Origin of the sequence: Lacihabitans lacunae (genome assembly GCF_042649125.1) — a bacterium.
Classification (GTDB): Bacteria; Bacteroidota; Bacteroidia; order Cytophagales; family Spirosomataceae; genus Leadbetterella; species Leadbetterella lacunae.
Genome location: NZ_JBHRYQ010000001.1, coordinates 4,475,201 through 4,497,265 on the forward strand (window position 1 = coordinate 4,475,201; position 22,065 = coordinate 4,497,265).

17 protein-coding genes are annotated in these 22,065 nt (G+C 38.3%); 7 read left to right on the forward strand and 10 right to left on the reverse strand.

The window, feature by feature from the left end:
- Nucleotides 1–59: 59 nt before the first annotated feature.
- Nucleotides 60–1,073, forward strand: coding sequence for a S1 family peptidase (locus ACFOOI_RS19135; protein WP_379839689.1), 1,014 nt, complete (start codon nucleotides 60–62; stop codon nucleotides 1,071–1,073).
- 110 nt (nucleotides 1,074–1,183) lie between these two features.
- Here the strand turns inward: ACFOOI_RS19135 and ACFOOI_RS19140 are convergent, their stop codons facing one another.
- Nucleotides 1,184–1,390 (reverse strand): YgaP family membrane protein, encoded by a 207-nt coding sequence (locus ACFOOI_RS19140; protein WP_379839690.1) that lies wholly within the window; start codon nucleotides 1,388–1,390, stop codon nucleotides 1,184–1,186.
- Between the two features lie 189 nt (nucleotides 1,391–1,579).
- Between ACFOOI_RS19140 and ACFOOI_RS19145 the strand changes: the two genes are divergently transcribed.
- On the forward strand, nucleotides 1,580–1,945 hold the full coding sequence (locus ACFOOI_RS19145) for a hypothetical protein (protein WP_379839691.1): 366 nt from the start codon (nucleotides 1,580–1,582) through the stop codon (nucleotides 1,943–1,945).
- 121 nt (nucleotides 1,946–2,066) lie between these two features.
- On the opposite strand, the gene ACFOOI_RS19150 is transcribed toward ACFOOI_RS19145, so the two are convergent.
- The 5 genes from ACFOOI_RS19150 to ACFOOI_RS19170 all read right to left on the reverse strand — a co-directional run bounded on the left by ACFOOI_RS19150 (nucleotide 2,067) and on the right by ACFOOI_RS19170 (nucleotide 10,038).
- Nucleotides 2,067–3,368, reverse strand: coding sequence for a hypothetical protein (locus ACFOOI_RS19150; RefSeq protein ID WP_379839692.1), 1,302 nt, complete (start codon nucleotides 3,366–3,368; stop codon nucleotides 2,067–2,069).
- Nucleotides 3,369–3,520: 152 nt separating this feature from the next.
- Entirely contained in the window at nucleotides 3,521–5,389 is a 1,869-nt protein-coding gene (locus tag ACFOOI_RS19155) for a proton-conducting transporter transmembrane domain-containing protein (protein ID WP_379839694.1), read from the reverse strand.
- Between the two features lie 6 nt (nucleotides 5,390–5,395).
- Entirely contained in the window at nucleotides 5,396–7,906 is a 2,511-nt protein-coding gene (locus ACFOOI_RS19160; protein WP_379839695.1) for a YbcC family protein, read from the reverse strand.
- A 28-nt stretch (nucleotides 7,907–7,934) separates the two neighbouring features.
- The gene (locus tag ACFOOI_RS19165; RefSeq protein ID WP_379839696.1) at nucleotides 7,935–9,527 is read right to left on the reverse strand and encodes a SulP family inorganic anion transporter; all 1,593 of its coding nucleotides are present in this window, start codon (nucleotides 9,525–9,527) and stop codon (nucleotides 7,935–7,937) included.
- A gap of 148 nt (nucleotides 9,528–9,675) precedes the next feature.
- Nucleotides 9,676–10,038, reverse strand: a complete 363-nt coding sequence (locus ACFOOI_RS19170) for a hypothetical protein (RefSeq protein ID WP_379839697.1) — start codon at nucleotides 10,036–10,038, stop codon at nucleotides 9,676–9,678.
- Nucleotides 10,039–10,315: 277 nt separating this feature from the next.
- Between ACFOOI_RS19170 and ACFOOI_RS19175 the strand changes: the two genes are divergently transcribed.
- Complete coding sequence (locus ACFOOI_RS19175; RefSeq protein ID WP_379839698.1) at nucleotides 10,316–12,565, forward strand: FUSC family protein; 2,250 nt, start codon at nucleotides 10,316–10,318, stop codon at nucleotides 12,563–12,565.
- Between the two features lie 245 nt (nucleotides 12,566–12,810).
- Here the strand turns inward: ACFOOI_RS19175 and ACFOOI_RS19180 are convergent, their stop codons facing one another.
- From ACFOOI_RS19180 to ACFOOI_RS19190, 3 genes are all read right to left on the reverse strand, one after another.
- Nucleotides 12,811–13,425, reverse strand: coding sequence for a hypothetical protein (locus ACFOOI_RS19180; protein WP_379839699.1), 615 nt, complete (start codon nucleotides 13,423–13,425; stop codon nucleotides 12,811–12,813).
- Between the two features lie 332 nt (nucleotides 13,426–13,757).
- Nucleotides 13,758–14,663 carry a metallophosphoesterase family protein gene (locus ACFOOI_RS19185; protein WP_379839700.1) on the reverse strand — a complete coding sequence of 302 codons (906 nt, stop codon included), beginning with the start codon at nucleotides 14,661–14,663 and terminating at the stop codon, nucleotides 13,758–13,760.
- Between the two features lie 70 nt (nucleotides 14,664–14,733).
- A complete protein-coding gene (locus tag ACFOOI_RS19190; protein ID WP_379839701.1) occupies nucleotides 14,734–15,918 on the reverse strand; it encodes a hypothetical protein in 1,185 nt (394 codons plus the stop codon).
- Nucleotides 15,919–15,921: 3 nt separating this feature from the next.
- Here ACFOOI_RS19190 and ACFOOI_RS19195 point away from each other — a divergent pair, with 3 nt between their 5' ends.
- From ACFOOI_RS19195 to ACFOOI_RS19205, 3 genes are all read left to right on the forward strand, one after another.
- Nucleotides 15,922–17,460, forward strand: coding sequence for an ArnT family glycosyltransferase (locus ACFOOI_RS19195; RefSeq protein WP_379839702.1), 1,539 nt, complete (start codon nucleotides 15,922–15,924; stop codon nucleotides 17,458–17,460).
- Nucleotides 17,461–17,548: 88 nt separating this feature from the next.
- A complete protein-coding gene (locus tag ACFOOI_RS19200; RefSeq protein ID WP_379839703.1) occupies nucleotides 17,549–18,019 on the forward strand; it encodes a hypothetical protein in 471 nt (156 codons plus the stop codon).
- Between the two features lie 142 nt (nucleotides 18,020–18,161).
- A complete protein-coding gene (locus ACFOOI_RS19205) occupies nucleotides 18,162–18,767 on the forward strand; it encodes a thioredoxin family protein (RefSeq protein WP_379839704.1) in 606 nt (201 codons plus the stop codon).
- Nucleotides 18,768–18,880: 113 nt separating this feature from the next.
- Here ACFOOI_RS19205 and ACFOOI_RS19210 read toward each other — a convergent pair whose 3' ends face one another.
- On the reverse strand, nucleotides 18,881–19,036 hold the full coding sequence (locus ACFOOI_RS19210) for a hypothetical protein (protein ID WP_379839705.1): 156 nt from the start codon (nucleotides 19,034–19,036) through the stop codon (nucleotides 18,881–18,883).
- 166 nt (nucleotides 19,037–19,202) lie between these two features.
- On the opposite strand from ACFOOI_RS19210, the gene ACFOOI_RS19215 reads away from it, so the two are divergent.
- Nucleotides 19,203–21,920, forward strand: coding sequence for a TonB-dependent receptor (locus ACFOOI_RS19215; protein WP_379839706.1), 2,718 nt, complete (start codon nucleotides 19,203–19,205; stop codon nucleotides 21,918–21,920).
- Nucleotides 21,921–22,065: the final 145 nt, after the last annotated feature.

Genomic DNA, 22,065 nt, shown 5'->3' on the forward strand with positions numbered 1-22,065 from the left:
AGTTTTAATTGTTTGGGACATTTCGGTTTCTGTATGCTATTTATTTGAGGGCTAAAATTATGACTAAAAACCTGATATATCTATTCTGTTTTTTTCTAATTTCATGTGGGGTTACAGACGATGTCTTAGAACCCTCGGTAGATCCTGAGGTTATTGAAACCTTTGGTATTCGGCATGATAAAACCTTGTGGCAATACGAAAAAATAGCAAGTAACGAGGCTCCATTTAATACTGGTGATTATCCGGATTTCTCTTCGGTGGTTTCTTTAGAAATGGATATAAGTAAAAATGACGTTGGGATTTGCTCAGGTGTGTTAATTGCTCCAAACTGGGTGCTCACGGCAGGGCACTGTGTATATGATTATGACACTGACAAGTCGCCTATGGCGGCAAGCAAAATAAAAGTCAATGTTGGGAATGATCCTGAAAACCCGATTCAAACTGTTAATGTACAGCAGATTTTTTTAGCCCCAAGTTGGTTAGCCAAAGGAGATTTTTTTGTGTACGGAAATGACCTCTGCCTTTTAAAATTAGCGAGCCCAATCACAAAAATACCTACGGCGACACTCAACTACGATACATCCTCTGAAAAAGTAAACGCAGAACTGTGGTTTAGCGGCTTTGGCGATTATAGCCAACAAAAAGGACAAAACGCTGACGTATTCTCAAAAAAACATGCGTATCAAAATATTTTGGATAGGGTAAAAGAAGGCCTTGGTCATTTTATTAGTAACGAAACGTACACTGGCGGCATGTTGGCTTTTGACTTTGACGATCCCGCAGGTTTAGTAAACACTCTTGGAGACTCTTACGCAAACGAGGAAGAAAGAAGTTTAGGCGAAGGTAGCAGTCAAAATGTATGCCTTAATTGGGAAGGTGGCACTGTGGAAGGAGATAGCGGCGGGCCTATTTTTATGAAAATTAATAATAAATGGGTGGTGATAGGCATACTAAATGGTGGCGTAACTGAGCCACTAAAAGGCATAAAAGATAGTGGCTATGGAGATATCAGCACTTTTACAAAATGTTCGTCTCACGCCAATTGGATAAAAAGCATTTTGAGTAAAAATTAAGTACAAATGCTTTTTAGTTTTTGATTTATTTAAATTTTTAACAAAAAAAGTGCACCCCATTTTACAGAAGTACACCTTTGTATATAATTTCAATATCTGGAACTTGGTAGTTAATTTTTGGTTTTACAGGTTGTCACCCCAAAAATAGTGTATAGCGGACAAAAACTTACGGTGCTGGTAAGTGCGAAAATTATCCCTACTACCAAGGCCACTATGCCCAAAGTGCCCGTAAGTGTTCCCGTAAAATAGGCTACGAAAGCAGCGATTGCGATTGTTAAGCGAATTATTCTGTCTGACGACCCCATATTCTTTCTCATAAGTGTTTTATTATTTAGGTTTAAAATATGATTTCAAAATTAGTGTACGTGCTTGATAATAAAGGTGATAAAAATCACTTTTATGCTTTTTGAAATATGTTTCTAGATAGTTTTTTGTTAAAAAGAGAGAAATACTCACATTAACATTAGATTTGTATCTCTTTTTTTACCCTTAAAATAAAATACTAAATGCAGCCAAAAGGAAAAGTACTGTGGACCGACTTAACTGTTGAAAATGCCCGCGAAGTTACCGAGTTTTATGGTGCAGTGGTGGGCTGGACGTTTTCGGAGCAGCCCGTGGCAGACTACGTAGATTTTAACGTACACAATGGCGATGAAGTGATAGCAGGCATCTGCCATAAAAAGGGTACCAATGCCAATTTTCCTTCGCAGTGGTTAAACTATGTGATAGTGCCCGATATGACCGAAAGTATAAAAAATGTGTTGGCTCTAAATGGTAAAGTTTTAGATGGCCCAAAGCCAATGGGCAAAGACCTGATAGCAGTGATTCAAGACCCTGCCGGTGCTTGCATGGCCATTATGCAAGAAAATTAAGAACCCAAAGCAGGTGTTTAAGCCAGACTAATCATAAAAATAGATGGCCCAAATAATATGGGCCACCTATATATACTAACTATATCCCTAAACTTTAAATCAACCAGCCCTTCGGCTAGTGTCAATTTAAATACACTTGATATTGCAGCACCAAATTGGTTTTGCGAGACATCTGAGTAGCGTCGTTGTTAAATATCGGCCTGTTCTCAAATGCCACAGTGAACTTAGACGTATGACCGGCTAAAAGCCAGTTTACACCTGCACTGTAAAACGTCATCGGTTTTTGTAGCTTCTGCAAGTCACTCACTTGTAGCGACACATACGGCATTAGCGAGGTTTTTCCGATGAGATTATTTTTTGTTTTGTACCCCACTTGGGTATAATATACATTTCCTGTTCCGATGGCCGGATATCCAAATCCTGAACCATTAAGTGAAGATCCGCTGCCCGTGCCGTTTGCAGGGTTCATTACACTTTGGTTTCTGAAATAGTTTTTGCCAAAGTCAAAGTGTGAGGCATTGGCATAAATACTGATTGCCGAACCATCTTCTTTGAGCGGAGCGTCATAAAACACATCGGCCGCTATTTGTAACATATTGGTCTGTACAGTGTCTTTCAGGTTATCTCCAATGTGATTCATCGCCTTTGCTTGATAAACAATACCTGCACCTACATTAAATACTTTTTTGGTCCCCAAATACGTACCCGTCATGTATGGGGTCTGATTTGACTCTTGCTCCTTAAATTGATATTGCAAATAACTGTTCCACTGCATCTTGGGTGGAAGTCCCGAAAAACTTGAGTTGGTAGTTATGGCTGCATTGTACCCAGCCGATTTCTGAATCGCCATAGGTTGGGCCATCGCTACTCGGTAGTCTAGTTTGCCTAGTTTTCCTTTTGCAAAAACCGAAAGCTTTCTCAAGAATTGGTCTGTAACGTCGTTGGTGCTCTGTTGGAAAAGCGGTGCGTCAATGCCCATGATAGTTCCCACCGAAGGAGAAGCAAATCTAGCTAAACCAGACCATGCACTTAACCCACCTCCAAGCGATAGCTTTTTAGGAATCACAGCGTAGTCTGCCATTGCATCGTGCACAAAGAAACCTTGTTTTCTATCCGCTATGTTATTGAAGTTATTTTCACCAAACTGCGAATACACAAAAACACGGTCTGTGATTTGACTCATAAACTGCACTCTGTATCTTCGGATGCCGATGTCTACGCCGCCTTTTTTCGGGCTACCAAAAATCGTGCTTCCTGGGTTATATTCACCTGCACGCATCCATATTTGGGTGTTGAGTGTAAGTTTTACGTAGTGACTTCCGTCTTCGTTTAAATACAGTTTTCCGTTTTTTATGGCTTGGCCAAAACCAAGGCTCGGAACTAATATAATTAAGAAAAAAACTACTTTTATGTATGTTTTCATTGATATTTTTATGTTTAAACAGTTTACTTTTGATGCATACTTATCCAAAAGCAAGCAGTTGCAAAGGTATCTGTCAACTATTTTAAAATTTTAATAATGTCATTAGAATCGGTTAAGAATCTCATTTTGATGAAATCCTTAAGCAATAAAATTTATGACGACCTGTATGCTATTTCGTGGTATGTTTTTAGGTGAGGTCCCAAAAATACCCTTCCGTATATTCTGATAATGGCTAGTCCGTCTAAGATAAAACTCAAAGAAACCAAACAAGCCAAAACTATCTGATGCTCATTTATGTGCGAGTATATCAGGTCTTCGCCAATAAACGTAGGCGTGATAGGAAAACCGGTGACACCCAAGCAAGAAATGAAAAACAAAAGGGCGATTTTTGGATGCTCATACACATGCCCGTGAAACTGCACAAGGTTAACGTTTCCTTCTAGGTTCTTTAGTCTTTGTAAGCCGATGTATCCGATAATTCCGAAAACTATAATTCCACTTAAATAAATGATTACCTCGTAAAAACTAAAATTTTCATTAAATGAAATAGCCAATGCTACCCAAAAGTGATTGAGGATTACTAAGAACCAACCCAAGCGAGCGTGCTTACGCTCCACAAAAGCTTTCATGACTGATACTAAGCCAATTATAGAAAATACTATCGGCAAGTAATCGTGGTACCCAGCAGGAAGATATTCTTTGTAGATATATAATACAATACCCACAAAATAGGCCGGAATGAAAATATAGATGGAACTTTTTAAAGTTAAAAAATCAAACTTTTTGCCGAATGTCTTCATTGGGTTCCAAAGATACTGATACATCATAGAGTCTAGGTTCCACTCTTTTAGCGAAAGCACATAAAGGCTATTTCTAAGTTTTTCAGGGAAATAACTTTCGATTGTTTTTTCTCTCGGCGAAAAATTATAGAACTGCTCACGTATCAGATAACTCACTACTGAAGGCGAAACCAACAGCTGATAAGTTCTTAAAAATGCATTACCTGCAAAGTGAAACAACGCCAAGTTTTCTAATCCAAGGGCCAATTCCACGAAAATGATACCAATCTGTGCAATTGAAGAATACGCTATTTGACTTTTTACCGATGATTGTACACGGGCTATTCCAGTAGCCAAAAGCATAGAGATTAATCCCATTACGGCTATGAATATCCTTACCACCAACTGATGCTCCCAAAAAGGGAATGTACGTAACATCAAGAAAACACCGATGTGCACCGAAAGTGAACCATAAAAAATCGCTGACGATGGGGTAGGGCCTTCCATGGCTCTCGGCAACCAAGACGAAAACGGCATTTGAGCCGATTTAGCATAGGCGGCTATCAAAAACATAAACGAAATAAAAACGCCCAAATATGAATGTGAAAGCAAGTGGTTACTCACCAATTCGTAGTTGTTAAGTTTCAAAAACGTGATGTTTTCATGAAAAAGGTGGTGACTCATCCACATGGCCAACAGTAAGCCTACGTCTCCAATTCTGTAAATTGAAAACACTTTGATGGCGTTTTTGACTGGCAAATAACGATCTCTGTAGAAAGCAATAAGTAAGAATGATGAAATTCCCAAAATCTCCCAACCCGTAAACAGTGTCTCGAGGTTACCAGAGAAAATGATAATCATGTATCCAATAAAGAAAAACAAAATGGTGTTAAAAAAACGCTTGTATCCGTTTTCTCTATGTAAATAATAACTGCTGTATACGGTAACCAAGAATGTCAAAAATGAACCCACTAACAAGTAAATGGCGGTTATTTTATCAAAAAGTAAATCAAAACCAAAGCGATAATGGTCCGAGTTAAAAAGTACCACAGGTTCGCTGCTCAGGTTTGGTCTGCCATCTATTAACCATTTTATGGTCAAAATATTAGCCATGATAAACACCAAACCCACAGTGCCAGAAGTAAGACCTGAAATCAGCTTTTCGTTTTTTTCTGGAAGAAATAAACTAAGCAAAAAACCGGCGATAGGTATGGCTAAAAATAATATCAAATATTCGTTCATTTCTTTTTAGTTTAAAATCACCACAGGTAAGTTTTCTTGGGTACTTTCTAGCATGTACCATTCGCTGTTCACGTGTTTTATGTCGTGCTCTAAAGTTTGATATGGCACAAATCCACCCTTCTCAAATTTCCAAAGTTCAGACGTTTCAGGATTTAAAACCACGAGTTTTACCCATTGATTTTCAAACCACTCGTAGGTAGCAGGTACTGACTTAATCACATCTAACACCACCTGAGGGAAGTGCTCCACTATCATAAGTAGTCTAACCGGATCGTGAACTTCCACCATTTGGCTTGGAAGACCCGGCCTTAGGTCACCGTCTATTCCGTTTGCCACGCCTACTAGTCCCATCACATTGTGCGGGAGTTTTGTGCCTGCACCAAACTTCTGATTATCTACTCGCGAAAAGAAATATTCCAAATTGATACCTCCACAAACAGGAGCTGCAGCATTTAGTATACGAATCAAAAACTCACCTTTGGGGTCTATTTCATAGTCGTACGAGTTCATGAAAGCCCGTCTATCTAAAAAGACTTTTTTGGTCAGCATACGTTTTCCTACTATACAAAGTGCATTGGTAGCATGGTTAAGCTCAGGTCTTGGCTCAAAAAGCGATACCGAACGCGTCTTAATTTGTTCGTGAATTTTTTCTGCTTTTAGATTAGTGTCTATCGACTCAAATCTTCTCGAACGCTCCTTAGAGTTAAAATCTAAGGCTCTTTGGAAAGCCACTTCGTGTTTGGTATGGCTCTCGAAATTTTCGTGGCTCAGGGCATCTTCGTCATAAAACATGACCTCGTCTCTGGTGGTATCGTGCAATGCACCCACAAATTGCGTTTTGTCAGGTATAACCAGGCCACCTTCTGCCAATATCGCCCTTACTTGTGGGTGGTTGGCCATGTAGCTAAACACACGTGCATTTACCGAACCCGCTCTACCTGAGCACGCACCGCAGTCATATGCCGAATAGTGTGGGTTGTTAATAGTAGACGCACCGTGACCTACTATGTAAACCACTGGAGCAAAGTCTTTTACTAAGCCAATGCTTTTTAGTACATTACCTACACGTAGGGCCATTTCTGGTATAGTGAAACCAATCTGAAGTCCATTTTCCATGTCAGATGGATCGCGATTTTCAATCGTAAGTTTTGAATACTTATACATGTGATTGAAAGACGAAGACATAGCAGGACCCATAGATGGTCTAAATATGTTTGCAAAAAGTTTTACGGCAGACCAAAAACCAATAGTTTGGCTAAATAGCCAGCCTGAGTAAAAATTATGCGAATGCTTTGAAAAGTTAATGTCTACCCCTCGTTTGTTTTCACTCTCCATTTCCTTAATCAGATATTTGGGAGTAACCGGAGCAGGACAGAGTTTGGTATAAAACTTACCGTTTTCGGGTTGATAAAAGAACTCTACGCCAAAGAAACCCGGAGTGCCGAAAGTCTCGCAGTTAGGGTCTTGTTTCTCAAGGTGTCTTCTTACCGAACACTCTCTGTCATCGATACAGAAAAACGCCTGAAAAGATTTGTCTTTAGCTGGCTCAGCTACTACACCACCTATTGATTGTTTGATACCATTGAGTACTTCGTCGTAATAACTCCACTCAAAAGCCTCCTGCCAGAGCACCATCACGTGGTCTAGTTCGTGGGTTTGAATTGGGTCAAAAAGCATCGAAACGTAGTTGCTTATTCTGCTTTCGAGCGGCTCCCATTTGCCATCAAAATGATAGTCAAGAGCATCTATTTCTAACAATAATTCAAAAACGACTAAATCATGAAGCGAAATATGACGGGTATCTAAAAGTGACTCCGGAAGGTCTTCGATAACAGAAACAAGCCCCGACCAACCTTGGTGCGAAAACTGTTGGTCAAAAAGGTACTCTTTGTAAAGCGATTTGTCTTCGCCTACAAGCATTTTAAGTAAGTCCTCTATTTCACATGGGCTGCCTAAAAGCAAAGCTTTGGCTCTTTTTCCTCTAAAAAAACTAACCGAAGACTTTCGCTCAATTTCTCTAATAGCCGTCAAGAAGCTCTTGGTTTTAACCGGAAATCCCCAAATGGAGATTCCCTGGTCAAGATAGCTACAAAGGATTCTAAAAAGCACAGGGTGTACCAAAGAATCTAAATCGAGGTTAAATTTAAATTTCCAGAATTTTCTCAAAGAGCCAATCCTAGGTTTTTCGTCTTGTTTATAGTCCTTCAAAAGCATTTTTTCTTTCCACTCCGAAGCATTTCCTCCTTCGATTTTTTCAGAAATAACGCGTTCTAATATCTGATCCGTAATCTTACCAGTTTTATATGCATTTCTAAAGTCGTTTAGACTCAAAGAAACTTTGTAACCAAACATTTTAGAAGCTTTTTGAATAGCCGCCGTAAACTCTAGATGTTGGTACGCATGTAAAGTATTGTGATGAACGAAGTCTTTCAATGGAGCTTGGGCAGGCAAAAAATGCTTCAAGTCATGCAATGCCTCATGCTCATCAAAACCTTCGATTTCAATGTGTTTTTTCATTCTAATTGTTGATTTAAAGTGTTTAACCTTAACCTTTGTTTATACGAGCAGCTGCCGGGTGATCAGACACTGGCTTGTGTGTATTAAGGCCAATAATGGTTACTTTGCCACCGTTGTTTTCGTAGTCATGTTGGAAATTATGCAGGTTTTCCATCACAGAGTGATCTACAAGTTTGGTGTTTTTTAAATCTATTGTTACGTTAAAACTTGGCGGTATAGCATCCAATTTACGCTTGATTCCAAGGTAGTTTGTAAATATAGCCGACTTGTCTATTTCTACTAGATATTCGTTTCCTTCAAATGAAACCTCAGTGGGAGCTTTGAAAAACGAAGAAATAGGTGTTCCGTTTATTAGGTGAATTACCATTTTAAGCACTACACCAGCTGCAATACCTACCAAAAGGTCTTCGAAAAGGGTAAAGAAAATCGTTACTAAAAATATAGCAAGCTGCTCTTTGCCAATCTTAAACATATGGATAAACTCCTTAGGATGAGCCAATTTGATACCTACTGAGATCAACATAGCCGCAAGTGCCGTGTTAGGTATTAGTTCTATTAAATGCGAAGCCAATAATACAAAGCCTAGTATAAAAACACCGTGGAAAAAGTTTGCCCAGCGAGTTTTTGCTCCGTTGTTTACGTTTGCTGACGAACGAGCCACCTCTGATATCATCGGTAAGCCACCCAATACTGCTGAAATCGCATTACCAATTCCCAAAGCAATCATGTCTTTGTTTGTATTTGCTTTTCTTTTGAAAGGATCTAAAAGGTCAATCGCTTTAACTGTCAATAGCGACTCTAGTGAACCAACCAATGCAAACATGATGACATATTTGATAAAGATTCCCATTTGACTTATTCCTGAAAAGTCAACGTTTACTTTAATGTTTTCGGCAAGGTTTCCGATGTGCACCAAGGCATAGGTAGGCTCAGTATGTTGGAAATCCATGTATAACTCAGCAGGAATCGCAATTATTAACACCATCAAAGGTGCAGGTATCATTTTAATCCATTTGTTTTTTATCATTGGCCAGCCAAGCATTATGGCCAAACTAACCGCTCCAATTAAAGTGGCTCTTGGGTCAAGGTTTGCGATGAATTTTGGAACAGCACCAAGTAGTTCAAATGGTCCTAAGCCTTTCGAAAGTGAAGGGTTTACATCTAACAGTACAGGAATCTGTTTGGCTATAATAATTAGTCCAATCGCTGCCAGCATACCATGTATGGCCGATAGCGGGAAGAAATCAACGAGTCGACCGAGTTTAAAAACTCCGAAAAGTATTTGAAGAACTGCAGCTACAAACATAGCTCCAAGAGCCAAATGCCATCCTGTTTCGCCACCGCCATATTCACCTACTGCACCTGCTACTATCACGATAAGTCCGGCTGCTGGCCCTTTTATGGTAAGTTGGGCACCCATAAACAAACTCACGATAATACCGCCAATAATAGCCGTAATAAGACCCATAATAGGAGGGAACTCAGATGCTTTCGCTATACCTAAACTTAGAGGTAAAGCCAACAAAAACACCACAAAACCAGACATAGCATCTGCCGACCAGTTTTCTTTTAAGCCAGCTAAGCCATCTTTTGGCAAAGCTTTTACTTTTGAAAAATCCATTTTTGATTATAATTATTCCATCGGTGTGTCTAATAGACTACACGATGTAAGTTTAGAAAATATAAATTCTTTTGAAAATGGCCCGAAATGAACCATAGGGATATACCTAAACCCGAATGGGTTTAGCGAATAGGAGAAAATTTACGGCCTAATTGCGTAAGTTTCTGTAAAGAATAAAGAGGTTGTTAAAAGAACGAATAGGTGCCGAAAGCAAGTCGTAGAATACTAACTGGCTGGCACTTAATATCTTATTTTCTAAAAAAGCAAAAGAATGGTTTGTATAGCTAAAACTAAAAAACTCGGTGTCTTGGTCGTCTTCAGACTCTTCTTTGGTTTCTTCAAAGAAACTGAATGAGTTTGAATAATTGGTGAGGTGATTTCTGTGGTCGCTGTCTGAAAGTTCTTCTGAATAACTGTGGTTGTGAATTTTATATGTAGTGAAGGCCACGGTTTTTGAGATAAAACCGAATACGAAAAGAGCTAAGAATAAAGAAAAACTTATTTTTTTCATAACCTTAAAACACAGAACTTCTAGAGGATATTGTCAGTACGACGAATCAAAGTTGAAAATAATTTTCATTGATAAAATACGCATAGAAAAAAAGTCCAATCAAATCTTTGAAAAATATCTAAATAGTTTTGTTTTTTTCTTTTTAAACCTTTTTTGATCTCCAAAATGAAAATTAAAATCAAATTCGGAGCGTTTTTCGAAAGAAAAAAGAATTGATTTTAATAAATCAGAACAGACTTGGCGTAATTTTGTTTTTTCAATATTAAAAACTTGTCTTTTGAGATTTAAACTACCTAAAACAGCACAAAAATACATTTCATCCTTTGATTTTTTCAGAGGCTTGGTCGTTACCGCTTTTTTGTCTGTGATTCTGTTTTGGGGTTTAAGTGCCGATCGATTTCCCGAGGCACTCTCGCTTGCCTTGGGTGTCATGTTTGGGTATTTTGCCAATATTGAAGGTACCAATAAGCACCGGATTTACGGCATGGTCATTTCGTTGATTTGGGCCACGTTCGTCATGTATGTAAGTTTATGGGCAGCCGAAAACCCCTCTTATATCAAAATTCCATTGCTCAGTTTACTTGTCTTTATTTCTTCCATGATATCTGTATATGGATATAGAGGCTCCATGATTTCCTTTGGCGGTTTGTTTTCGGTGGTGTTGAGTTTCGCACTGCACAAAACCAAGCTACCAGTAGATATCATTATTCAAAATATACTGATAGGAGGCACGGCCTATGTATTTGTGTCGTCGCTGAGTCAGTGGTTTTACCAAAAACACCACGTGCGTATTTTGCTCGCCGAGTGTGTCACACTTACGGCATCGTATTTTCGGCTAAGCGAAAACCTACGTTGGCAAACAGCCACACACTCCACCGAAAAACAGCATCAGCTGCTCAAAATCCAAAGCCAATTAAACGACAAACACGAAGTGCTGCGGTCGCTGCTATTGAGCGAGAGCAACACCCTCATATCTTCTAATAGTACGCGAAAGTATTTTTTACTTTTCTCCGAAATGATAAACATCTATGAGGTATCCATAGCCAAATCAGACGATTACGATGCCTTTTTGGATGAACTTACTGAGGCCCATATTTCTAAAATGGACACATTTATAGAAATCTCAAATCTGTTGGCAGATAACCTCGACTTGCTGGCAGACTCGCTTCAGTTTGGAGGCAACTATTGGGCAAACGATGCCATAGAAAGACTTTTGGAAACCTGCGAGAATCAGATAAGTGCCTATGTGGCAGAGGTGAAATTGCCCAAAGCCCGCGACGGAGCCCTTATGATGCGGAGTCTCTTAGACCACCTCGCCAAAGAGTACCAAAAGCTTTGCCTACTCGACCGAATTTTTAATAATATTGCCGAAGGAGATCATCCAAATGTCAAAACTGCCAATCTTTTCATAACGCCTCAGGACTATTCTTTTAAGACTTTCAAGGCAAACTTCAGTTTAGATAGCATCATTTTTAGGCATTCTTTACGCATCACTGTAGCGGTGCTCATTGGGTTTATCATAGGTAGGTATCTTAACGAAGGCCAAACCAACTGGATTATTGTAACCGTTATCGTTATACTAAGGCCCAATTTTGGTTTATCCAAAAATCGAGCGTTAAACCGTATCGTCGGCACCATTTTGGGTGCACTCATTACCATTGGTGTGGTCTTTGTCACGGACCAGTCTATCGTCTACGGCATTGTGGCCATCGTAAGTATTTTAATCGGATTTTCATTTATTCAAAAAAACTACAGAATAGCTTCAGCGTGCATAACCATCAGTATTTTGCTGCTGTATGTCCTCAAAACCGACGATGCGTTTTACACCATTCTGCATCGCCTCAGCTACACCGCCATTGGCGTTCTTATTGCCTATTTTGCTATGTATGCACTCTGGCCAGTTTGGGAAAAAGGAGGCATCAAGGTGTCGCTTGCCAGTGCCATTCAGGCCAATGCCGAGTATTTTAATTCTGTTTGTGAAGTCTACAGGTCCAAAGAAAACGTCAGTATAGAATACAAGCTGATTAGAAAAGACGCTTTCCTTAAAAACGGCAACCTAAACGGCAGTTTTCAGCGGATGACCGAGGAGCCCAAGTCAAAGCGAAAGCCCATCAGCAACTATTATGCGGTGGTGTTGCTTAATCAGACGTTCTTGTCTGCTGTGGCGGCATTTTCGGCGTATATTCAGGGGCACAAAACCACGCAGCCTTCCTTAAATTTTGAGCATATCGTGCAGGCCATTTTAATCAATATGGACCTCGCCGTCAAAACTATTCAAAATGAACCCATCAGCCAGGCAGAAATATCAGAAAGCCAACTCGCAGACGATTTCCGTACGTTGGAGTCAAAATATAAGCAACTAAACGAGATCCGAAACAAAGAATTAGAATCGGGTGTACTCACACTTTCTACCGAACTTCGTAGTCAACTCCAAGAGGCCAAGACCATCATTCAGCAGATAAACTGGCTCTATAGCTTATCCGAAAATCTTCGGTCATCTGCCAAAGTTATCGCTGAACTTAATTAATTTTTTTTTCTGTTTATCTTGTGATTAATTGGTTTTAAATCAATTTATTGTGTGTTCATTTGGGCAGCCGGGCGGGCTTTCGGCACTCGCTCTTATTTTGCGGCTTTCGCCAGCAAAATAAGGAGCTCAAACAATGCCTCCATCCCTGCTGCAAGATTCTTAGTTCTAATAAACGTCACCCCATAAAAACAAAAAAGGATGCCATAGCAGTTACGGCATCCATCCTAATAATATAGCTTTTTAGCTTAAAATAATTTCTTAATTCCCATACTTAGTATACCTCCATTCCCAAATCTAAATGCTTCCGCATCTGACTGTAAACCACTTTCTTTTATTCCAAAACTCAGACTCACAACATTGATTTTGGCACTTAAATACAAATTTGGCTTAATAGCATACAAACAACCCGTATTAAGATTAATATAGTTTACATTCGACTTTTCTTTTCCTGTTATTTGTAAAGCGGCATTTTCCTTGGTGTTTGCTCCCACATATTGGTATTCAGGTCCAATGAAGAAATTCGCTTTTTCGTTTTTCGAGAAATAATAATTAAAACCTCCTGAAATAGTTTTGCCATAAAATACAGCCTTGTACGTCTGCGACGAAAGCGTATTTTCAAGTTTAAGTTTCGAAGTAATCATGCTTCCACCTACATTTAAAACAACCGAAACCCTGTCTGAAAGCATTCGCTCAAAATTCGGAGCTAAAGTTAAATTACTTGTGGTGTTTTTGCTCTGTGAAGTGTTAGTTCTTGAAACTGAAAAAGTCAAATCGCTACCGATTAGATTATTGCCTTTGCTCAAACTTTGAGCCGATACTGTGCCTGATAAAAGCACTAAAATTGAGAATATTTTTTTCATTTACTGTGTTTATTAATTATTCTATTTATTTCAAAAAATGCACCAATTTGATTTTTAGTAATATATTTAACCCGGTTAATGTATTTAGACTTAGTTGTGAGAGCTTAAATTGCGATAAATCAGACACTTAAATTTAATTAACATAGCAGTTTACCCTGAGAGTAGCCGAAGGGCTACGGGGATTAAATTTAAGGGGGTTTACGTATTGATTTGCAGCAATTTAAGGTCGTAATAGATTTTCTAATGCATAAATCGGGTTTAACTGATCTAAAATAAAAAAAATGAGCCAAAGGTGTCAAAGGCTCATTTTGGGAAGTGTTTTTGTTTTTATACTATGCTTTATAGTTTACATAATTTACATCAAACTGTCCGTCGGTGTGTAGGTCTATAACCGCATATCCCGGAGGTGTTTGTTTGTATTTGCCCATCCACCAAGCACCGCTCACGGCACCGTTGCAGCAGTAAGTTACACCGTTGTATTCTACTTTGTCGAGCAAATGTATGTGCCCACTTATGGCCAGTTTTACATTTTTATGTTTGTAAAAAAGCTCTATCAAATCTTGTGCATCGCTGTGCATCCAGCTGCCAGACACTTGCCACGAATGGTTATTGAAATTTTTACCATCAAAAAACACACAGGCAGACAAAATAGGCACATGACTCATGATCATTATGTGTGTATCTTCGGGGGTGTTTTGAAGTTCGTTTTTCAGCCACTCTAGCTGTTGCTCGTCTATTTGAGCCGTGTATTTCTTTTTGTTGGTGTGTTTTTGCACACTGTCCAATACTATTATTTTCCAAGTGCCTTTATCTATGCTGTAGTAGGGGATGTCAAGGCCGATTTGGTCAAGAGCACGTCTTTTTTCTCCTTCAAAATCCGCTCCATACCATACATCGTGGTTTCCCATACAGGCATTGTAAGGCAATTGGTTTTCGGAAGAAATTATGCTGTTAAATAATTCAAACTGACGCGTAATTTGTTTGAGATTTGAGTTTTTGGCACCCATTATACAGTCACCGCCATTGAGTATTAAATCGGGCTTGATTTTAAGCGATTGGATATGGTGGAGGCACTTTTCGAAGCCTTTGGCGGCTCCAATAAATGGCTGCACATGTACATCTGTGATGTGAGCTACTCGTATCGACTTCTCCTTTAAATCCAGTTTGGCATCAAGTAAATCAGGGCTAGTTACAAACGCCGCTAATCCTAAATTCTTGAGAATTGTTCTTCTTTTCATTAATACATTCATTCTAAAAATCGGTCAAAGGTAATGTAAAATTTATTTTTATTTAGAGAAATAACAGTACTTATGTCTTGGTTAAAAGCTTTCTTTTGGGTTGAAATATAGTTTTTGGATAAAAAATCAAAAACAAACTCAGATTTAAGAGTAAAATAAAGCTTCTGTATATAAAGGTTTTTGTGAAATTTATAGCTTGTGTAGCTGAGTAGCGATCTAATTGATTTTTGTGTGTAGTTCTAACAATCGGATTAGTAAATACCTGTGCAGAAGCATTTTCTGCCTCAAGTCTTATATAATGCCTTACTCCATTTAAATGTATTGTTCCCTCGTATTCGGAAGTAAGTTTGGCTTTTTTCCCATCTATTATTATGGCTACTTGAGTTACGTTGGGCGAGAATTTAAAACGTAATGTTCCTTTTGAGATTCTTAAATATTCAAGATTGAAATCTAAAGACCTTTCTAAAGTTTTTACTCCTAAATAAGTTCCTGATTTTAAGGTTTCTATGGGGTCGTTTTTCTCTGATAAAAGATTGTAGAAACTGCCTATTTTCTGTTTGGTTATGTCGTGGGTGTCGTCATTGGCAAGTAACCACGAAAGATTGCCAGAAAGCAACGCTCGGTCCCAAATATTGCGTGCGTTTGCATAGTGGCTAAGCACTTCTGTAAACTGATACCCTCGCATGTCGCTCAAGTCCACATGTCCATTTCTGACATTGGGATGGGCGATGGCCACCATGCCACCGCTTTGTACTATCTCTTTTATGATTTGCTGTTTTTGTGAGCGGTTTTGCCAAAGCGGAAAGTCAAAGTAGCTTACCTCGGGCGTGTTTATGGCCAGTTTGTGTGCTTTGTTGAGGTTTATGCCGTGTTCGTAGACCCATATTTTTTGATTAAAATGCTCATCATCTGAAAGGTGATAATTAGACACTATTTGAATTTTATATCCTGCTTTTGAGTAAGCTGTTTTTAATTCCTTTTCGGTGTTTTTGCCATATGTAAGTCCTGCCCATGCGTGTGAGTGAGCATGAAGGTTTAATTTTTGGAGATTTTCGGGTTTCCAGTTTTTATATGGGTTATAGAATTCATTTCCGTGAAAAGGTTGTGTAGGCTCAAAGTCGTAGATTTCGGTCCTGTAATATGGCAGCGAAATGCCCACGAGTAGGATAAATAAACTAAACTTAATAATTTCTTTACCCGCTTTTGGTGCCTTCCTTAAATATTTACGGGCAGTTTTGTTTTTTATAAAAATCACAAAATGATATTTGCTATACACAAAAGTATACTTACCGTTTTAGGTAAATATATCCTAAATATTAAACTTAGGTTAAGGCATGAGCCGCACTTTTATTTGGCTCTTCTGGCTTACGTTTTGATCTCACTTTTAGGCATGATTTATAGCCCACTTTTCGACGAGGACGAGGGCTTTTTTGCGGAGGCGGCACGTAACATGTTGCAATCCGGTGATTTTTTCTCAACTTGGGTAAATGCGGAGGCTCGTTTTGACAAACCCGGTTTATATTTTTGGCTGGAATGCCTCTCTATGCAACTTTTCGGTATTTCGGCATTTGCGGTTCGTTTGCCTTCTTTCTTGTTTTTCCTAGCCTTTATTTTCGAGATATATAGGTTTTCGGAGCGTTATTTTATTAAAATTGATCCCAAACACGTTGTTTTCGTAGGTTTAGGTATGCTCCAGTTTCAGGTCCTGAGCAAAGCTGCGGTGGTAGACAATGCCCTCAATTTTTTCTTATGTTACGCACTTTTTAATTTTTATGAGCTTTATTTATCATTTAGTAAAGGCAGGTTAATCAAAATTGGATGTGCCATTGCTTTGGGAATACTCACCAAAGGGCCTATTATGGTGGTTTTGTTTTTCGCGGTCGTCGGTATGTTTATTTTATATACCCGAAGTTTCGGTTTGATTTTGAAATTTCTAAAACCTTCCTTCTTATTGTCAGCGTTTTTGTTGCCTGCCGTTTGGTTTTTTGTGGTTTGGCAACGCTCAGGTGAGGCCCTGTTTGTAGAGTTTTTCTTGAAGCACAATTTGGGAAGATATACCGCCACTATGGAGAGCCATGGAGGAGTTTGGTATTATTATTTTCCGGTTCTTTTACTTTCGTTCTTTCCGTTTAGCCATTTGGTATTCAGTGCTTTCAATCAAAAGTTCAACCCTTTGGTCTTTATGCTCATTTCTTGGTTTGTGTTTGTTTTTGTGTTCTTTTCATTTTCTAAAACCCAACTGCCGCACTATATCAGTTACGGTTACGCACCGTTATTAGTTTTAATTTCAAATGTAAAATTCAATAAGAAATGGCCGAGTTACATCCAAATGTGCATTTTAATAGGCGTTTTGTTTCTATTGCCATTGAGTATTCGTTATGTGTATAATGTAGAATCGGTGGGCTTGCCTTTTACTCAAAATGAATTTAATGCTGTTTTTGACCAAACTTACTTTGTGGTAGCCGAATTGCTTTTTGTTGGCTTTGTTTTTCTAAAGCGTTTTGAATTCAAATGGCTTATTTTTATCAGTTTTACCTCTTTATTTATATTCAAATATGGGCTCTTGCAACAAGGTTTTGTAAGGCAAATAGGCATTAAGTTAAAAGCACAAAAAGAGACTGTCTATATGCACGACCACTATAATCCGAGTTTGTCTTTTTATGCTCAAAGGAGTTTTCCAATACAAGAATCATTTGGTGAAAATGAAATCCATTTTTTAAAACTTAGTAAAATTGATACCTCAAAAGTAGCTTTGATTGACTCTGGAGGTGGATTTGCTTTGGTTGGGACTCGCTAATGTTAAGTTTTTACAAATACTTAACACAAAGTTAACGATTTAATAATATTGTGTTTAATTTGTACTATTCAAATAAATGATAGTGCAAATGAAAAATATATACAACTTATTAATTGGCCTAGTTGCCTTAGGTTTTACTTCCTGTCAGGTTCATTCGTATAGGTTAATTGCATCAGATTCTATTCCAAAGTCTGCTGAATGGCGAGGTTTTAATTTGGTTTTGGATGAGAATATCACGGATACAGATAAAATAAAGGCCCGATTGATAAGTGAAATGAAAAAGAAAAAGTACTTTTTTGACCCAGAAGGGGCGGAGTTGGTAGTTTTTGTGCAAATAATGCATAAGCCCATAGAAACATATGTGTGGGCAGCTGATCAATATAAAAGTAAAAAGGCATTTCCGGTGAAAACCCACGGACAGTCTATGATGGTTCAAGTTGTAGACACCCAAAACTACGAGACCATTTGGAGGTCGGTTTGCAAAAGCAAAAGTGCGAGCCAAGGTAATTTTGGAAGTGAAACCCTCGCTTCGCGGGCATTGGCTGAGTTTTTGAAATAATCAAACTAAAAATGCTTTGTTGTTTGAATACTATAATTTTGAACCATTTTGGCTCTCGTTTACTTTTTTACTTAATAAAAGTCCTTCATCAATCAATACAGAAAACTTTTCTAGTGTATTGTATATCCCTACTTCCAAATAAATGAACTTAAAAGACATCGTCATCACATCCTTGATTGGCCTTGCGGCCATTTACGTAATTTACCGAATACCGCAGCCTTATGGTTTAGGTGCATTAGGCATCATAATACTAACAGTAGCTTTTGGGTTTATTTTCAAAAAACATCAGCCCGAAATATTAAGTTGGGGCAAAACCCTAAGTTTGGGAGTATTAGGAGCGGCAGCTTACTTTATTTATTTGGGTGAATCGCAAAAGAGCAAATTTGACCAGCCCACAGCGGTAACGTTTTCAGATAAATCTTACGAAGAAGCTTTGGCTTTGTCTAAAACTACGAAAAAACCTATATTCATTGATTTCTATGCTACATGGTGTGGTACCTGTGTTTATTTTTCTAAAAATATTCTTACCGTGCCTGAGGTAGGAGCAGCTATGAATGCCTCATTTATTAACCTGAAATATGACGCCGAAAAGGGAGTGGGAAGGCAACTGGCCAAAAAATATGGCGTAGTGGCATATCCAACTTTAATAGTGGTTGATTCTGCTGGGAATTTAGTAGAAGAGCTAAGTAGCAATACCGTACCTACTGCAGAACAAATGGTCATTTATGCTCAAAAGTATAAAAGGTAATATGGGTCTTAGAAAATAGGGATTTTTAGTAATTATACTATTTCGCTAATTAGTTTAAATATCACGTTATTAATATTTTTTAATATTTCTTTAATTCTGTTATGAAATACCAGTTATGGGCTTTTTCTGCTATTTTCAATATCAAATTTCTTCTTTCGTTTCTTTGTTTTGTGCAATTTTAGGTTGATTTGTATCAATAATAATATTCTGCTAATTTCTAAAAATATTGCCTTTTTAGGTGTTTTGGTCTGCATTTTTAACTTTTTCATCGCCACATTTTTTTTACAGCAAATTATATTTCTATTTTGATATTTTAAAAAATATTAATAATACACAATTCTAAATATTTTTTATTTAGTGGTGTTTTTTTTGTTCTAAATCAAATTTCTTGTTTTATATTGGCACGTTAAATTTTATTAACCAAACTAAAAACCTATGAAATATTTTTATTCGCTATGTGCAGCGATGCTTATTTTCTGCACAAATTCATTCGGTCAAATTACCGGAAAAGTCCTGGATGGAGGAGATCAATCACCAGTTATTGGGGCTACCATCAAAAACAAGTCTAACGTAGGTACATCGTCTGATGCCACGGGTTCATTTACCATCAATGTGCCAGCTGGTACAGACCTAGAGTTCAGTTTTATCGGCTATGAAACTAAGACAGTAAAAGCAGCAAACGGTATGGTTGTTACTTTGAGTCCATCTTCTACGAGCCTTTCTGAAGTTGTAATTTCGGTAGGTAGTAGAAACTCTAAGCGTACGTTGACTGACACGCCGCTTCCTGTAGATATCGTAGCTACTAAAGAGCTGACAAGCACAGGTCAAACCACTTTTGACAAGGCTTTGCAGTATCGAGTGCCTTCATTTAACACGGTTCAAACTCCGGTAAATGATGCAACATCGCTTCTTGATCCTTACGAAATCAGAAACATGGGACCAAGTAGAACGCTAATCTTGATAAACGGAAAGCGTAAAAACATGAGTTCATTGCTTTATACCCAAACATCGCCGGGTAGAGGTGAAACTGGTGCTGATATCTCTGCAATACCTGTGGATATGATCAAAAGAGTAGAGATACTAAGAGACGGAGCTTCTGCTCAATACGGTTCTGATGCCATTGCCGGTGTTATGAACATTATCTTAAAAGACGACGCTAACAACGGTGGCGTTACTTTGAGGTCAGGAATCACTTCGAAAGGAGACGGAGAAATGTACGGTGTGGCTATCAACAATGGTAACTCACTGGGTAAAGACGGATTTGTGAACTATACATTAGATATGTCTCAGTCAAAACTTGCCAACAGACCTGGTACCGTTGATGCTGCTGGTGAAGCTGCCGATTTTGGAGCTAACATAAACGATGTTAAGGCGTTTTTGGCTAAATACCCAGATGCACGTAACATTAACGGATCTCCTAATACTACTGCAATGAAATTTGCGGGTAATGCAGGTAAAAAGATTTCTGCTACAGGTGAGATATACGCTAACTTCGGATATGTGTATAAAAAAGTTAACTCATTTGCTAACTTCCGTACGCCTTACTGGAGAACACTCTCGTCATTCCCATATCTAAAGGATTTCTTTGGTGACGGTACTGCCGCTTCATACCAAGGATATGTGCCTACTTTTGATGGAGACCTAGTGGACTACAACGGTACTTTAGGATTTAAATCAAGCAGAAACGATTGGAACACGGACGTAAGTTTCACTACAGGTGGTAACGAGCAAACATACACAGTTACCAACTCGCACAATAGAAACGGAACACTTAATCCGGACGGAACTAACAAATACAAAGAAAACAGCCCGATCATATTCAAGCCAGGTGGTACGCGTTTTACCCACAATGTAGGTAACATCGATATCAACAGAAGACTTAATGACAAAGTAGGCGTGGCATTCGGTTCGGAGTTTAGATCAGAAAACTTCACAGTAATAGAAGGAGATTTAGCTTCTTACGAAGACGGTGGTGCTGACTCATTTGCAGGAAATGACCCACGTAACTCGGGTACATTTAACCGTTATAACATCGGTGCTTATGCTGACGTGGCGGTTGACTTTAGCGATAATTTCTTAATCAACGGTACTGCTCGTTTAGAAAACTATTCAGATTTTGGTAGTGCTTTTGTTTGGAAGTTAAGTACAAGATACAAATTTGCAGATGATAAAGTAACGCTTAGAGCTTCGGCTTCAACAGGTTTTAAGGCTCCAACGCTTCACCAGATTTATACACAAAAAGCTCAGTACAGCTTCGTGCCAGGGCAAGGAATTCAAGTAGGTGGTTTGGTTTCAAACGTTTCGCGTGAGGCGAGACTATTGGGTCTTCCAAGTCTTAAGCCTGAAAAATCTATGAACATTACGATGGGAGTAGGTTTAAATCCTTCTAAAAATCTGAGCATTACATTAGATTACTATAACATTGCGGTTAAAGACAGGATTATCCTAAGTACTGAAATTGGTTCTACTGCAGCTGGAAACACGAAACTTGACGGCGTATTGAAAGAAAACAATCTTTCAGACCTTAGTTTCTTCGTAAACGGACTTAATACACGTACTGCCGGAATTGATTTCGTATCGAGCTACCGTAAAATCGCGGTTGGCGAAGGTAAGTTAAATGTAAACCTTGCAGGTAACTATACTATGAAAAACGAAAGAGAAGGAGCAGTTAATAACCCTTCGATTGTAGCTTCTGCTGGTCAGTCAGTAGTAAACGGTACACAAGAGGCTTTGTTCTTTACTTCACGTCCTAAGTTTAAGGCGATTCTTGGTTTAGATTACCAAATCAACAAATTAGGAATTACGCTAAACAATACTTTGTTCGGACCAACGAAGTTCCAACAACAAGGTATGAGTTTAGATCTATACACGGAGTTTAAAACTAAAATGGTTACAGACTTAGGAATCTCTTTTGAGGCTACTAAAAACTCTACTTTACAGTTAAATATCAACAATATTTTGAATGTATTGCCTGAGTGGTCATTTAAAGCACATAACGCCAAAGGCGAGGCATTGTTAAAAGATGCAGCTGCTTTGAAAAACGAATCAAACCTGATTACGTTTAACCAAAGATATTCTCAAATGACGTATGACGGATACCACTTTAGTCAATTAGGTACAATATTTAACTTAAGCTGGAACTTCAGATTCTAATTTTTAGAACGCATATTTTTTACTTAAAAAGGTTGCCTCAAATAAGGCAGCCTTTTTTATTTTGATAGGTTTTGGTTTAAAATTACTGTCAAAAGGTTAATTTTTATTTTTTAAAGAAAACTTAGCTTAAACCTACCATTGAAGC